Source organism: Ancalomicrobiaceae bacterium S20 (genome assembly GCA_040269895.1).
GTDB classification, from domain to species: domain Bacteria; phylum Pseudomonadota; class Alphaproteobacteria; order Rhizobiales; family Ancalomicrobiaceae; genus Methyloraptor; species Methyloraptor flagellatus.
This window is the reverse complement of sequence record CP158568.1, coordinates 1966568-1980962: the sequence shown is the minus strand read 5'-3', so window position 1 is coordinate 1980962 and position 14395 is coordinate 1966568. Positions and strand designations below refer to the sequence as shown.

General features: G+C 66.8%; 12 protein-coding genes. 4 read left to right on the top strand and 8 right to left on the bottom strand.

Annotation, left to right across the window (positions count from 1 at the left end):
• Positions 1-21: 21 nt before the first annotated feature.
• The 3 genes from ABS361_09090 to ABS361_09080 all read right to left on the bottom strand — a co-directional run bounded on the left by ABS361_09090 (position 22) and on the right by ABS361_09080 (position 3806).
• Entirely contained in the window at positions 22-900 is an 879-nt protein-coding gene (locus ABS361_09090; GenBank protein ID XBY46351.1) for an ABC transporter permease, read from the bottom strand.
• The gene (locus ABS361_09085; GenBank protein ID XBY46350.1) at positions 897-1931 is read right to left on the bottom strand and encodes an ABC transporter permease; all 1035 of its coding nucleotides are present in this window, start codon (positions 1929-1931) and stop codon (positions 897-899) included. The genes ABS361_09090 and ABS361_09085 overlap by 4 nt, the downstream gene beginning before the upstream one ends.
• A 204-nt stretch (positions 1932-2135) precedes the next feature.
• On the bottom strand, positions 2136-3806 hold the full coding sequence (locus ABS361_09080) for an ABC transporter substrate-binding protein (GenBank protein XBY46349.1): 1671 nt from the start codon (positions 3804-3806) through the stop codon (positions 2136-2138).
• 286 nt (positions 3807-4092) lie between these two features.
• Here ABS361_09080 and ABS361_09075 point away from each other — a divergent pair, with 286 nt between their 5' ends.
• Complete coding sequence (locus tag ABS361_09075) at positions 4093-5064, top strand: hypothetical protein (protein XBY46348.1); 972 nt, start codon at positions 4093-4095, stop codon at positions 5062-5064.
• A 36-nt stretch (positions 5065-5100) separates the two neighbouring features.
• Here the strand turns inward: ABS361_09075 and ABS361_09070 are convergent, their stop codons facing one another.
• Positions 5101-6783, bottom strand: a complete 1683-nt coding sequence (locus ABS361_09070; protein ID XBY46347.1) for a cache domain-containing protein — start codon at positions 6781-6783, stop codon at positions 5101-5103.
• Between the two features lie 233 nt (positions 6784-7016).
• Here ABS361_09070 and ABS361_09065 point away from each other — a divergent pair, with 233 nt between their 5' ends.
• The 3 genes from ABS361_09065 (at position 7017) to ABS361_09055 (ending at position 8689) form a co-directional block, all read left to right on the top strand.
• Positions 7017-7673, top strand: coding sequence for a TetR-like C-terminal domain-containing protein (locus ABS361_09065; protein ID XBY46346.1), 657 nt, complete (start codon positions 7017-7019; stop codon positions 7671-7673).
• Positions 7674-7711: 38 nt separating this feature from the next.
• Entirely contained in the window at positions 7712-8050 is a 339-nt protein-coding gene (locus ABS361_09060; protein XBY46345.1) for a MazG nucleotide pyrophosphohydrolase domain-containing protein, read from the top strand.
• Between the two features lie 117 nt (positions 8051-8167).
• Positions 8168-8689, top strand: coding sequence for a DUF2852 domain-containing protein (locus tag ABS361_09055; protein XBY46344.1), 522 nt, complete (start codon positions 8168-8170; stop codon positions 8687-8689).
• Between the two features lie 103 nt (positions 8690-8792).
• Here ABS361_09055 and ABS361_09050 read toward each other — a convergent pair whose 3' ends face one another.
• The 4 genes from ABS361_09050 to ABS361_09035 form a co-directional block, all read right to left on the bottom strand.
• Positions 8793-9794 carry a GlxA family transcriptional regulator gene (locus ABS361_09050; GenBank protein ID XBY46343.1) on the bottom strand — a complete coding sequence of 334 codons (1002 nt, stop codon included), beginning with the start codon at positions 9792-9794 and terminating at the stop codon, positions 8793-8795.
• 472 nt (positions 9795-10266) lie between these two features.
• Entirely contained in the window at positions 10267-11538 is a 1272-nt protein-coding gene (locus ABS361_09045; GenBank protein ID XBY46342.1) for an O-antigen ligase family protein, read from the bottom strand.
• Entirely contained in the window at positions 11535-13097 is a 1563-nt protein-coding gene (locus ABS361_09040; protein ID XBY46341.1) for an undecaprenyl-phosphate glucose phosphotransferase, read from the bottom strand. Before ABS361_09040 ends, ABS361_09045 begins: the two co-directional genes overlap by 4 nt.
• 66 nt (positions 13098-13163) lie before the next feature.
• Positions 13164-14387 (bottom strand): glycosyltransferase, encoded by a 1224-nt coding sequence (locus ABS361_09035; protein ID XBY46340.1) that lies wholly within the window; start codon positions 14385-14387, stop codon positions 13164-13166.
• Positions 14388-14395: the final 8 nt, after the last annotated feature.

The window sequence follows — 14395 nt, the reverse complement described above, 5'->3', positions numbered from 1 at the left end:
GGCGCGTCTCGTTTCCGCTCGTCAGTCGTTGAGGGTCAGCTCGCGCAGGCCGTCGGCGAGCAGGTTGAAGCCGAGGACCAACGTCACGATCGCAATCGCCGGGAACAGCGACATGTGCGGCCGGACCGAGATCATCGCGGTGCCTTCCTTGACCATGGTGCCCCAGTCCGGATCCGGCGGCGGCAGGCCGAGGCCGAGGAAGCCGAGGATGCCGATCGTGATGATCGTGTAGCCGACGCGCAGGCAGAAATCGGTGATCAGCGGCCCGCGGCAGTTCGGCAGGAGCTCGATGAACATGATGTGGAACGCCGACTCGCGCCGAAGTTCGGCCGCGGCCACATAGTCGAGGTGGCGTTGCTCGAGCGTCAGGCCGCGCACGATGCGTGCGATGCCCGGGCCCGACGCGATCACCACCGCCAGGATGATGTTGAGGATCGACGGCCCGACGGTCGCGATCAGGATCACGTAGAGCACGATGACCGGGAACGACAGAATGACGTCGCAGACGCGGCTGATCACCATGTCGACCTTGCCGCCGTAGTAGCCGGCCATCAGCCCGAGCGGGCAGCCGACCAGGTAGGCGCAGAGCGCGGCGAGCGGCGCGACGCCGAGCACGCGCTGCGCCCCGAAGGCGATGCGCGCGAGGATGTCGCGGCCCTTGATGTCGACGCCGAGCCAGTGCGTGGCCGACGGGCCGGGATTGCCCATCGCGGCCAGGAACTGCTTGTTCGGCGGATCGAGCGGCAAGAGCGGCGCGACGATCGCGACGACCGCCCAGAAGATGATGATGCCGAGGCCGATCATCGCGACGCGCGAGCGCGGCAGGCGGCGCAACAGCGACGGCGGCCGGTCGGCGACCACGCGGGCGGGCGGCGGGGAGGGGGCTTCGGTCGCGGTCATGACAGCCGGATCTGCGGGTTGAGCAGGGCGTAGCCGAGGTCGCCCAGGAATTGGGTGGTGATCGCGACGACGAGCGCGATCAGCGTTGCCGCCTCGATCAGCGCGATATCGCCGAACAGCGAGGCGTCGAGGATCATGCGGCCGAAGCCGGGATAGGCGAACACGAGTTCGGTGACGACCACGCCGGAGATCAGGAAGTTGATCTGCAACAGGATGACTGTGAACGGCGCGATCATGGCGTTGCGCATCGCGTGGCGGGTCACGACCTCGCGGAACGGCAGGCCTTTCAGGATCGCGGTGCGGATGTAGGGCTTGGCCATGACCTCGGCCATCGAACCGCGCACCATGCGGATCAGGTAGCCGGAGTCGTAGAGCACGAGCACGGTGACGGGCAGCACGAGCTGCGTCCAGACCGGCCAGCCGGTCGAGCCGGCCAGCGGCGAAGTGCCGGGCAGCCAGCCGAGCCAGACCACGAAGACCGCCACCAGGAAGACGCCGGAGGCGAATTCCGGGATCGAGGTGGTGACGATGCCGAAGATCGATATGGATCTGTCGAGTGGCCCGCCCTCGCGCATGCCGGCGAGGATGCCGAGCGACAGCGACAAGGGCACGATGATCGCGAAGGCGAGGCCGGCGAGCAGGCCGGTGTTGGCGAGCCGGCCCCAGATCACGTCGTTGACCGGCGCCTTGTAGAGCGTCGAATAGCCGAAATTGCCGAAGTACTGGTCGCCGCGCGGATCCTTGAAGTCGAGCTTCAGCACCGGATCCTGCAGCGGATCGGCCTTGAGACCGAGCAGGACGCCGAGCCAGCGCGCGTAGCGGATCGGCAGCGGATCGTTGAGCTGCAGGCGCTCGTAGAGAATGTCGACCGACTGCTGGGAGGCGAAGGGCCCGAGCGTCTTGCGGGCGACGTTGCCGGGCGAGAACTCGGCAGTCGCGAACACGAGGAACGAGGCCGCCAGCAGCGTCAGCACGGTGGTCAAAAGCTTTTTGCCGATCGCCTGGATCATGTTGACGCCGCGCTCTCCCATACCGAGGTCATATCGCCCCTTCCATTTATCTGATCACGACGTCAGGGCGGCGACTATTCCGAATCCGACCGCGCGCCGGAGATCCGAGAAAACGCGGATTCCACATTGCCGGCTCTTTTGCTCGGTGGTCGGCAAAGTCCGAGGAGCGGCCCGCGACGGGCCGCTCCTCGTTGTTGTTCTGGTCCGCGTCGAGCGCCGACCCGATCAGGCCTCGAGGCCGATCTTCCAGCCGAACAGGTAGTTGGTCGGATGCATCGTGAAGCCCTTCACCTTCTTGTCCATGAAGGTGAAGGTCGAGCGGAAGATCGGCTGCACGATCGGGCCGTCGTCCTGCATGATCTTCTCGAGCTTGGCGACCAGTTCCTTGCGCTTGGCGAGGTCGACGGTGCCTTCGGCGACCGTCAGGATCTCGTCGAACTCCTTGTTGGAATAGCCAGACTCATTCCACGGAACGCCCGTACGGTAGGCAAGACCGAGGCACATGATCGACAGCGGCCGGTGGTACCAGATCGTGGCGCCGAACGGCACCTTGGTCCACACGTCCCAATACTGCGCGCCCGGCATCAAGGTGATCTTGATGCGGATGCCCGCTTCCTTCCACTGCTCGACCGACGCCTCGACCATGGTCTGGATCCACGGATTGTCGGTCGGGCAGAAGATCTCGCCGTCGACACCGTTCGGGAAGCCGGCCTCCGCGAGCAGCTTCTTGGCGCCGGCGACGTCGCGCGGGAACGGCGCGATCTTGGCGTAGTCGGGATGCGCGGGCGAGCAGTGGTGATGCTCGCCGCCGAGGCCGAGGCCCTGCAGCGCGATCTTGACGGTCGCCGCCGGATCGGAGGCGAGGCGCAGCGCCTTGCGGACCTTCGGATTGTCGAAGGGCTTGGCGTCCGGCCGCATGCGCATGACGGCCGTCTCGGCGGTCGCGACGTCGTAGAAGGCGAGGTGCGGCTGCGCCTTCAACGCCTCGTACTGGATCGGGTCGGCGAACACGAGGCCGTGCAGCTGCTTCGACGCCAGCGCGGCGATCGCGGCGGTCGGATCGTCACCGGTGTCGATGTGCTCCATGCCGTCGAGCGCGACGGCGCCGCCCCAGTAGTTCGGGTTCTTCTTGAACACCGCCTTCTTGCCGAGCTCGAACTCGGTCAGCTCGAAGGCACCCGTGCCGTCCGAACCGACGCCGAACACGCCGTTCTCCGACGGGTGCATGATCGCCATCGGGTAATGGAACAGATGCTCGGGCACCGCGACCTGCGGCACCTTGCAGTTGATGCGGAAGGTCAGCGGATCGACGATCTCGATCGCGTTCGGCGCCCAGATCTCGGTGGTCGCCTTGCCGTCGGCGCCGGTCTTCTCGTTGAGCAGATAGCCCTTCATCAGGCCGATCATCGAGGAGCCGACCGCCGGGTCGAGCACGCGCTTGAGGTTCCACACCGCATGCTCCGCGGTGAAGTCGGAACCCTTGCGCCACTTGATTCCCTTGCGGATCTTGAACGTCCAGGTCTTCAGGTCGTCTGAGACGGTCCAGCTCTCGCAGAGATACGGCTTGGTGACGCCGTCGATGTCCGTATAGGTCAGGTACTCGAGCACCTGACGGGACATGTTGGAGTCGTAGCCGCCCCAGGAGTAGCTGTGCGGGCTCTTGATTTCCTTGACGCGGTTGCCGATGCGCAGAATGCCGCCCTTGGGCAGCGTGGTCTGCGCCGAAGCCGGCGGCGCGAAGGGCTCGCCGGTGATCGACCCGGCGAGCGCATAGGCCGCAGGGGCGGCCATGCCGAGCAGCGCGGCGTAGCGCACGAACTCGCGGCGATCCATGGTCTTGTCAGCCAGCTGGCGCGACAGCTTGTCGATGTGCGGGATCTTCTTGTCGTTGCTCATAGACATACGCCCTCAGACCGCGCTGCGACACTGCCATGCGCGGAGTGGTGGGCAGCGTATCTGCGTATGTGCCGCAGTGTCTAGCGGCATCTTTTAGATTTTTTGAGAGTTGTGTAGGCAGTGGAGTCTTTGGGCGCGCGAACAATTCTAAGACGAAATAGCAATCCGGACGTCGAAAGCGTCGGCCGGTTGCAGGCGCACAAAAGAAATCGGGACTCGATCCCGACACTAGGCTACGAATACGATAAAAGCCGCTTTCCCGCGCACTTTCTTGCCGGAGTTCGACATGATCGCGCTCGACTGCGACATTCTCGGTCCTCAACTCGGTCTCGACGCCCTCGTCGCCGCCCTCGACAAGGACCATCGCAACGGAGTGGACCGCGTCGAGCGCGCGCTGCTGACCGAGCCGCGCGCCGATGAGCCCGGCGGCCCGAACCATCTGCTGGTCTGGCCGGCGTGGCGGTTCGGCGCCTATGCCGGCGCCAAGCTCGTTTCGGTCTTCCCCGGCAATGCCGCGGTCGGACGGCCGACCAATGCCACCGTCTACGTGCTGTTCGACGGCGCCGACGGGCGACCGCTCGCCGTTCTGACCGGCGATTGTTTCACCATGATGAAGACGGCGGCAGACAGCGCGCTCGCGGCCCGGTATCTCGCCCGGCCGGATGCCCGCGTCCTCGCCTGCCTCGGCGCCGGCGCGCAGGCCGCGACCCAGATCGCGGCGCTCCGGGCCGTGCGCCCGTCGATCGAGCGAATCGTGGTCTGGAACCGGACCGCCGAAAAGGTCGAACGGCTCGTGGCGCGGCTTCGCGAGGACGGCCTCGATGCCGTCGTGGCCGTCGATGCCGATACGGCGGTCGGCGCCGCCGACATCGTGACAGCGGTCACGTCGTCGACCGTACCGATCGTCCTCGGCGCGCGGCTGCGGCCGGGAACCCACGTCGATCTGGTCGGCGGCTTCACCCCGGCGATGCGCGAGGCCGACGACGACGCGGTCCGGCACGCCCGCGTCTTCGTCGACACCCGGCAGTTCACGGTGAAGGATTGCGGCGACATCGCCGGTCCGATCGCGAGCGGTGCTTTGCGCCCCGAGGACATTGTCGGCGACCTCTACGACCTCTGCCGGGGCTGGGCGCCCGGCCGGCGCGCCGACGACGAGATCACGCTGTTCAAGAACGCCGGCGGCGGCCACCTGGATCTGATGACGGCCGTCGCATTCTACCGTTTCGCGACCGGCACGGACGAGAGCGGGGGCGCGTAACGCCCCCGCGGTCCGGATCGGGTCGGCTGGCGCGGATCAGGCCGCGCGGATCTGCGCCAGGAACGCGTCGACTTCCGCCTGCAGCACGGTCGACTGCCGGGCGACGTCATCGGCGGCGCCACGGACCTCCTGGGCGGCGGCCCCGGTGTGGCGCGCCGCGGCGTCGACGGCGGTGATGTTGTCGGTGACGATCGTCGTGCCGCGCGCGGCATCGTGGACGGAACGCGCGATCTCGGTAGTCGTGGCGTCCTGCTCGGTCATCGCCGAGGCGATCGCGCCGGAGATCACCGAGATCTCCTCGATGACCGAGCGGATCTCGCGGACGGCGCCGACCACGGTCCGGGTCATGTCCTGGATCTCGCGGATCTGGCCGTCGATCTCCTCGGTCGCCTTGGTCGTCTGACCCGCCAGCGCCTTGACCTCGGCCGCGACCACGGCGAAGCCCTTGCCGGCCTCGCCTGCGCGCGCCGCTTCGATCGTGGCGTTGAGGGCGAGCAGGTTGGTCTGCTCGGCGATCGTGTTGATCAGCGCGACGACGTCGCCGATCTTCTGCGCGCCGCGTTCGAGCGCGTCGACCGCGGCGTCGGTCTTGCCGGTCTCGGCCACGGCCTTGGCGGCGACGGCCGACGACATGGCGACCTGCTGCGCGATCTCGCGCACCGAGGTGGAAAGCTCTTCGGCCGCCGCCGCGACGCTGCGCACGTTGGCGCCGGTGGTCGATGCGGCGGAAAGGCCTTCGACCGATTGGCGGGCGGTGTCATCGGCGGTGCGCGACATCGTCACCGCGCTCGTCTGCAGCCGTTCCGCGGCCGATTGCAGTGCGCGCCCGAGCGTCACGGTCTTCTCTTCGAATGCCCGGGTCAGCCGATCGAGCAGTTCGGAGCGCCGGACGCGCGCATCGGCCTCGGCCGCCGCGGCCGCGTCCGCGTCGCGCTTGGCGAGCAGATTCCGCTGAAACACTTCGAGCGCGCGCGCCATGACGCCGACCTCGTCGCGTCGGTCGGCGGCATGGATCTCGACCGAGAGGTCGCCGGCGGCGAGTCGCTCGGTCGTCCCGGTCAGGTCGGCGAGCGACGTGGAGATGCGCCGGCCGATCCAGACCGCGAGCCCGATCGTGACCGCGAACAGCGGCAGCGCGACGGCCGAGATCTGGCCGACGATGCCGACGAGCGCGCGGTCGACGTCGTGGACGTGCAGTCCGGCGCCGATCAGCCAGTTCCAGCCCTTGACGCCCGCGACGTAGGCGACCTTGACGGTGGCCTCCGCGTCGCCCGGCTTCACCCAGAGGTATTCCGAGAAGCCGGCGCCCGGCCCGCGCCCGATCCGGATCCAGTCCTGGATCATCAGAAAGCCGTTGGCGTCCTTGAGCCCCGAGTTGTTCTTACCCTCGAGATCCTTGCGGATCGGGTGCATGAGCGTCACGCCGTCGAAGTCGTAGATCGAATAGTAGTTGCCGCCGTCGAAGCGGGCCGCGCGCAGGCCCTCCATCGCCATCGACTTGGCGGCCTCGACCGACAGTTCGCCCTTTTCGGCGCGCTGCCGGAAGCCCTCGACGATCGAGGTGGCCGCTTCGACGGAGTGCCTGATGTCACTGCGCTTCTGTTCGAGCATGGTGTTGCGCACCTGTACGATCGTCACGGCGAAGATCGCCATGATGACGAGCGTGCTCAACACCACGACGATCCCGAACTGCCGCGTGATCCCGCCGAACCGAATCATGATCTCGTCTCCCGTCGAATGTCGGAACGGAGGATCGGCCTGAAATCTTAAATAATGTTCGACTTGGTAACCATAAATGACTTGTCTCGTCCTCGACCTCAGTAGAGGGATGCCGCGATGTCAGGTGGAACCCTGGCCCGACGAGCGGGTGAGGTTCTCGGCCGATCGCTCGCCTTGGAGGCGTTGCGCGGCCCGGTCGACGGCGGTCGATCCGTCATGTAAGACCTCTTCACATGAGCTGGTCGAAGAAACCCGAACACCCCGACAAGGAACGCGGCTACCACCACGGCAACCTGCGTGAGGCGCTGGTGAGCGCCGCGTTGTCGCTGATCGCCGAGAAAGGGGCCATGGGCTTCACCTTCGCCGAGGCCGCGCGGGCCGCCGGTGTCAGCGCGGCCGCGCCCTACCGCCACTTCCGCGACCGCGACGACCTGATCGCCGATGTCGCGCGGCGCGGCTTCGACGAGCTGACCCGCGCACTTGAACTGGCCTGGAACGAGGGCCGTCCCGACGCCTTCACCGCCTTCGAGGCGGTCGGCCGCGCCTATCTGACCTTCGCGCGTGACGAGCCGGCGCTCTATTCGGCCATGTTCGAAGCGGGTGTGCCGCTCGATCGGTCGGTCGAACTGCGCACCGCCGCCGACCGCGCCTTCGGCGTGCTGCGCCTCGCCTCCGAGCGCCTGTCGGCGCGCATGCCCGAGGGCAAGCGGCCGCCGGCGCTGATGATGAGCCTGCACATGTGGGCGCTCGCCCACGGCATCGCGACGCTGTTCTGCCGCAACGACGGCGGCCGCCGCGCCCTGCCGATGTCACCGGAAGAGCTCGTCGAGGCCGGTTTGCTGGTCTACCTGCAGGGTCTCGGCTTCAACGGGCCGGCGGAGGCGCGGTAGATCCGGGCTGTCGCTCTTGCACCAGAGGGTACACCGTCATGGAAGAACTCCGCCGCGGCGCGACGCTTGCCGACATTCAGCGCTACGTCGCAGAGTTGGAGACGCAGCGCGGTTTCGCCGACCAGACAGCGGTTCAGAAATGTTTGCTGATGGGCGAAGAGATGGGCGAGTTGTTCAAGGCCGTTCGCAAGCGCGAGGGTCTGCCGATCGATTGCGAAGCGGGCGCATTGCCGATCGCTGACGAACTCGCCGACCTGATCATCTATCTGTGCGCCGTCGCCAATCGCTACGGGGTCGACCTCGAGGAGGCGTTCCGGGCCAAGGAGCGCGTGAACATGGCACGGAACTGGATGGTCGCCCCCGCGCCGGCCTCCTAGCTTCGGTCGCCCTCCGGCGCAAAAATCCCGCTCAGCCCTTGACGCCCGCCCCTTGACGCTCCGCTCGGTGCTCCCTATCAATGTAAATGTTATTCACATTCACATGGAGGCCAACCCATGTCCTACGCATCCGACCCATCCTTCACCGAGCGGGGACCGTGGCGCGACCCCCGCTTCATGCCGGACAACCCGTTCCGGCCGGCCATGATCGTCATGATGGTCATCGGCTTCATCGTCGCCTGGCCGATCGGCCTGGCGATCCTCGCCTACATGTTCGGGAGACGGAAAATGGCTTGCTGGAACGCTGAGAGCGGCGATCGCTGGCAGTACAAGATGACCCGCCTGCAGGAGAAGATGGACCGCCTGCGCGAGCGCATGGACGGTCGCGGCTTCGCCGGCTTCGGCGGTGGCTGGGGCGGCCCGCCCTCGAGCGGCAACCGCGCCTTCGACGAGTACCGCGCCGAGACGATCCGCCGGCTCGAGGACGAGCAGCGCGAGTTCAAGGACTTCCTGGAGCGTCTGCGCATGGCCAAGGACAAGGCGGAGTTCGACCAGTTCATGTCCGAGCGCCGCAGCCGGCCGACTCCGCCGCGGGATACCCCGCGCGACGAGGTCCAGCCTTTCACCCCGAACGCATGACGGGCAGGGCGATCTGACCGGATCTCGGGTCCGGTAACGACGAAGGCCGCGCTCGGCAGGGCGCGGCCTTCGTGTTTGAAGCGATGGTGAATTGCGGAAAGCCTCACTCCGCCGCGGCGAGCATCCGTCGGCCGGAGCCGCGCGCACCGGAGCGTTCCTCGCTCGGCGTGTGCTTGAAGAACTCGCTGTAGCACTTCGAGAAATGCGAGGCCGAGACGAAGCCGCAGGCGAGCCCGACCGACAGGATCGGCATCGAGGTCTGACGGATCAGGTGCCGCGCGCGGTTGAGGCGCAGGCCGAGGTAGTAGCGCGTCGGCGTCGTGTCGAGATAGCGCTGGAACAGCCGCTCGAGCTGGCGCGGCGACAGGTGCACGAGCTTGGAGAGCTGTGCGCAGGAGAGCGGCCGCTCGAGCCGCTTGTCCATCTCGGCGATCACCGCGAGTAGTTTCGGATGGCTGACGCCGAGCCGGGCGCGCAGTTCCATGCGCTGGCGCTCGTGGCTGTCGCGCATGCGATGATGGATCATCTCGTCGGTGATCAGCGCGGCGACCGACGGCCCCTTCTTGTTGGCGACCAGCGCCAGCATCATATCGACCGCGGCGGTGCCGCCGGCGCAGGTGAAGCGGTTGCGGTCGATCTCGAACAGCTCCTGCGTGACCTCGATCTCCGGGAACTCTTCCCGGAACGCGTCATAGTTCTCCCAGTGGATCGCGCAGCGGTGACCGTCGAGCAGGCCGGCGCGTGCGAGCACATAGGTGCCCGTGCAGACTGCGCCGATCGACACACCGTAGAAGGCGAGCCGCCGCAGCTGCGCGATCAGCGCCGAGTGCTCATATTTCTGCACGTCGAGACCGGCGCAGACGATGATCTCCGGCATCGGCCCGACATCGCGATAGGAGCCGTCGACCGAGACTTCGACGCCGTTCGATGAGGGAACCGGCGCGCCGTCGGCGGAATAGAGCTTCCACGCGAACAGTTTTGCTCCGGTCACGTAGTTCGCGAGCCGCAGCACCTCGATCGCCGAGGCGAAGGCGATCATCGAGAAGTTGGGCACCATCAGGAACCCGACCGTGTGCGTACCGCCGATCTCCGGTCTGACGTTCATCGATGCCTCCGTCGTCGCCCCCGCGACAATCAAGCTGCGACACGACCTGCTGCGACTGTCCTCGATACGACGACACTCCGCGAGGGCATCGCGTCGGCCGGACCGAATTCCTGCACGCCCCTGGCCCTTTTGCGACCGACTTTTTGTCATGCCGTCATGAGCCGCCATGACGGCTTGGGATCGCTCGGAATTCCGAGGTCGCGTAGGGTCGAGGCTAGCAGCCGATCGTGGGCAGATTATCGCGAATCCGACATCAGGTGACGAAATTGAGCCGCCTCGTGCAGTCTGAAGCCATGCTGCACCTGCGTTGTGGCGCGGCTGTCTTGAAATCGACCGGCCGCGTGCCGGATCGAGAGAAGGGCGCAGCGGTCGCAAGGCGGACGACAACCATGCTCGACGGTCGCGCATCGGCCGGCGACGAGGAGCCTTGGGTGGTGAGTTCGCCATCCAGAGGGGCGGCTGCGGAGAGCCGTCAGGAAAGCCCTGACAGCGCGTCGCGCCCGCCGGCCCGCGCTGTCCTGCGCCACTTCACCTCGAGCGCGATCATGCCCCAGGACAGGCCCCAGAGCAGGAAGAAGTGCCGCCAGTGGTCGCTGTCGATGATCCAGCTCATGACCTGGTGCCCGGCAAGCGCGACCCAGACGCACTGGGCGTAGGGCTTCCAGGGGCGCGGCCGGAACATCAGCGGGAACAGCTTCCACAGCGTCCAGAACGCCAGGACCGGATAGGCGACCCCGCCGATCCAGCCGTAGGTGATCAGCGACTTCAGATAGACGTTGTGCGGATCTTCCGGAAGATAGTGGCCGAACTGGTAGGGGCCGAGGCCGAGCGGCAGCTCGGTCGCCCATAGGAAGCCGATCAGGTGACGGGCGAAGCGGCCGAGGCGCGCGCCGTCGTAGGACTGCACGAGCTTGGCGCGCTCGAGCAGCATCGAGCGCAGTTCTTCATTGGCGAGCACGATCGCGATCATGCCGACCACGGCAAGAATGCCGAGGGCCGCAAAAAGGAACAGGCGCGCCCGGTCGCGCGTCCTCGGCGTGTCGACCAGTACGACGAACCAGATGGCGACGAGACAGCCGGCTGCGAGGCCCCACGCCGCGCGGGAAAAGGACAGAAGGATCGCCAGCATCAGCGGCATCAGCATCAGCGCGGGCACGATGGTCCTGCGGAACCGTGCGGTCAGCACCTCGCGGGTCAACCAGACCGCCGCGAGCACGAGGAACGGGCCGTAGACGTTCGGATCCTTGAACAGCGCCTTGGCGCGGCCGAAGCGCATCAAGGCTTCGATCTGCAGCTTGTAGCCGATGATGCCGATGATCGCCGCGAACAGGCCGGACCAGACGGTCGCCGACATGATCAGCTTGATGCGATGGGGATGGGCGGCGACGGTCGCGGCGATGAAGATCGCGCTCAGCATCAGGAAGAACGAGATCGCCACGAAGACCGGCGGGTTTTCTTCCCAATAGACGACCTGCGTCAGCGCCAGAAGGCCGCCGACATTATACAGCATCAGCAGAATGATGAGGGGCGCGATGGCGCGCGGTAGAACCAGACCGAGCGCGAGCGCCGCGATCGCCTGAAGTGTGATGATCAGGTCGTAGGGCGCCGGCTCGATCATCACGGCGCTGCCGGCAAACACGCCGAACCACAGCACGATGTCGCCGATCCGCACGATCGGAACGGCATTGAGCCCGGACGGCCCGAGGGCGTCCGGGTGATACGCGGAGGAGATCCCCGCGCTCAATATGCGTTCTCGGTGTTGAAGAGGCTGATCGGTGTCAGGATCAGGATCTTCAGATCGAGCAGCAGCGACCAGTTCTCGATGTAGTAGAGGTCGTGTTCGACGCGCCGGCGGATCTTCTCCGGCGTGTCGACCTCGCCGCGCCAGCCGTTGATCTGCGCCCAGCCGGTGACGCCGGGCTTCACCTTGTGGCGGGCGTAGTAGCCGTCGACGACCTCGCCCCAGGCGCGATTCTCGGTCTGGGCGTTGACCGCGTGCGGCCGCGGCCCGACGAGGGACAATTCGCCCTTCAAAACGTTGAAGAGCTGCGGCAACTCGTCGATCGAGGTCTTGCGGATGAACCGGCCGACCCGGGTCACGCGCGGATCACCCTTGGTGACCGCCTTGCGCACCTCGGCATCGGTCTTGTCGGTGTACATCGACCGGAACTTCCAGACGTCGATGATCTCGTTGTTGAAGCCATGGCGCTTCTGGCGGAAGAACACCGGACCGCGGCTGTCGAGCTTGATCGCGAGCGCGGTCGCGAGCATCAGCGGCGACAGGATCACGAGCGCGATCGTCCCGATGACCAGATCGAAGATCCGCTTCGACACCGCGTCCCAGTCGGCGAGCGGCTTGTCGAAGATGTCCAGGAACGGCACCGAGCCGACATAGGAATAGGAGCGCTGCCGGAACTTGAGCTTGTTGGTGTGCGCCGACAGGCGAATGTCGACGGGCAGCACCCAGAGCTGCTTGAGCATCTGCAGCACCCGGCTCTCGGCCGTCAGCGGCAGCGTCACGATCAGCATGTCGAACGAGCAGATGCGTCCGAATTCGATCAGTTCCGGGATCGTCCCGAGCTTCGGGTAGCCGCGCACCAGCGGCGGCGAGCGATCGTCGCTGCGGTCGTCGAAGATCCCGCAGATGCGGATGTCGTTGTCGGGCTGCGATTCGAGCTGGGTGATCAGGCTTTCGGCCGCCGCGCCGCCGCCGACCACGACCGCGCGCCGCTCGAGCCGCCCGTCGGCGGTCCAGCGCCGAACGAGCCGCGTCAGCACCGGGCGGGACAGCACCAGATAGAGCAGGCCGCCGAGATACCAGCCGGCGAGCCAGGCCCGGCCGTCCCAGGCGCCGGCATCGATCAGCACCGCGACGACGCCGATGACGACGAACACCATGGTCCAGCCGGCCATCACGCGGCCGATCTGCGCGGCATACTGGCGGAAGACCGGAATGTGGTAGCCGTCGAACGCCTGAATGAACAGCGCCAGCAGCAGGCCGCCGAGGCCGGTGCCGAACAGCGTCCAGACGTCGAGCACGGTCGCATCGGCGACCATCGACGTGTGCATCGCCAGTCCGATACCGGTGATCGCGAAAATGTCAGTCAGCCGCACCAGTCCCGCCAGCAACGATCCGGAGATCGGCCGGTCGGAGAAATGCGACGCCACCTCGCGCGCCGTCGCCGAGAGCTCGGGGCGCTTGCCATCGGACGGCGGCAGGGCCGTGAAGCTGGCCACGGTCTCGGAGGCGAGCGCCAAATGCGCCGCGCCGCGGAAACGGATCTTGGGATCGTACTCGCTCATGCACCGCACCCTCGTTGCGACGAGGTTACTCGCGAAAGGCTAATGATCGTTTGACCGACGGACCGGTCAGGGCACGCGGGCGGGAAGCCTCACCACCGCCGGAGCGGGCGGCGCATTGGCTACCGCCGCCTCCGGGCGGGTGCGCGTGATATCGACCGGACTGAACGATTCGTAGAAGGCGCCGATCGTGCGGGCCATGGTCTCGATCGAGAAGATCGGACGGATTCGCCGACGCAGTTCCTCGGCCTCCACCACCGCCTGCGCGGGGCGCCGCATGAAGGCTTCCATCGTCTCGGCGAGGCGATCGACGTCTCCGGGCGGCACCAGGCGATCGGTGAGATCGCCGTAGATCTCCGGAATGCCGCCGACGCGGGTCGCGATCAGCGGCGTGTCCGCGGCGATCGTCTCGAGTACCACATAGGGCAGCGATTCGGCGCGCGACGGCACGACCACCGCTCGCGCGAGGCTCAGCGCTCGCCGGATCGGCATCGGGTCCAGAAAACGGACCCGGTCCGCCAGCCCCATATCGTCGACCATGCGCTCGTAGGCGGCGCGTTCCTCGCCGATGCCGACGATGATCGCGGTCGCGGTCGAGCCGCGCTCCTTCAGCGCCGCCATCGCCCGGATGAAGACGTCGGTGCCCTTCAGCGCACGCAGCATGCCGATGTGCATGAAGTCCGCGGCCCCCGGCACGCGGTCGACCGGCGCGAATTCCTCGGGTGCCAGGCCGTTGTGCGCCAGAACATGCGGCACGGTCGGCTCGCCGATCTTGGTCCGGTAGGCGGCCCGCTCGAAGTCCGAGACGAAGACGAGGCCGTCGGTCAGGTACTCGAGCAGGCGCTCGACCAGCAGATAGGCGCGACCGGCGCCGGAACGCTTGTCGAAGTGCAGGCTGCCGCCGTGCGGGCAGTAGATGCGCAGCGTGCGGTGTCCGAACGCGCGCAGCAACGTGCCGATCAGGCGCGCATAGGTGCCGCCCTTCGAGCCGTGGCCGTGGATGACGTCGGGCTCGATTCGCGCGACATGACGGTAGATCCGAACCATGGCGACCATGTCGCCTGGCGTGACCTGTCGCATCATCGGCAGCCGCGTGACGCCGAAGGCGAGCTTCGGCGCGACCTGCGCGATGATCCCGGCCTCGAAGTCCGAACCCGTCGTCGAATCGCAGACGATGCCGACCCGATGGCCTTCGGCCGTCTGCGCCAATGCGAGATCGACGATATGGCGGAAGATGCCGCCTATCGGTGCGCGCACGAAATGAATGATGCGCAGTGAATTGGTCTCGCCCATGATGCGAC

Coding starts and splice junctions, on each gene's coding strand:
- ABS361_09070 (XBY46347.1), bottom strand. CDS start 6,783: ATGATTCGGTTCGGCGGGATCACGCGGCAGTTCGGGATCGTCGTGGTG.
- ABS361_09055 (XBY46344.1), top strand. CDS start 8,168: ATGTCCTACGCATCCGACCCATCCTTCACCGAGCGGGGACCGTGGCGC.
- ABS361_09050 (XBY46343.1), bottom strand. CDS start 9,794: ATGAACGTCAGACCGGAGATCGGCGGTACGCACACGGTCGGGTTCCTG.
- ABS361_09090 (XBY46351.1), bottom strand. CDS start 900: ATGACCGCGACCGAAGCCCCCTCCCCGCCGCCCGCCCGCGTGGTCGCC.
- ABS361_09040 (XBY46341.1), bottom strand. CDS start 13,097: ATGAGCGAGTACGATCCCAAGATCCGTTTCCGCGGCGCGGCGCATTTG.
- ABS361_09060 (XBY46345.1), top strand. CDS start 7,712: ATGGAAGAACTCCGCCGCGGCGCGACGCTTGCCGACATTCAGCGCTAC.
- ABS361_09075 (XBY46348.1), top strand. CDS start 4,093: ATGATCGCGCTCGACTGCGACATTCTCGGTCCTCAACTCGGTCTCGAC.
- ABS361_09085 (XBY46350.1), bottom strand. CDS start 1,931: ATGGGAGAGCGCGGCGTCAACATGATCCAGGCGATCGGCAAAAAGCTT.
- ABS361_09035 (XBY46340.1), bottom strand. CDS start 14,387: ATGGGCGAGACCAATTCACTGCGCATCATTCATTTCGTGCGCGCACCG.
- ABS361_09080 (XBY46349.1), bottom strand. CDS start 3,806: ATGAGCAACGACAAGAAGATCCCGCACATCGACAAGCTGTCGCGCCAG.
- ABS361_09065 (XBY46346.1), top strand. CDS start 7,017: ATGAGCTGGTCGAAGAAACCCGAACACCCCGACAAGGAACGCGGCTAC.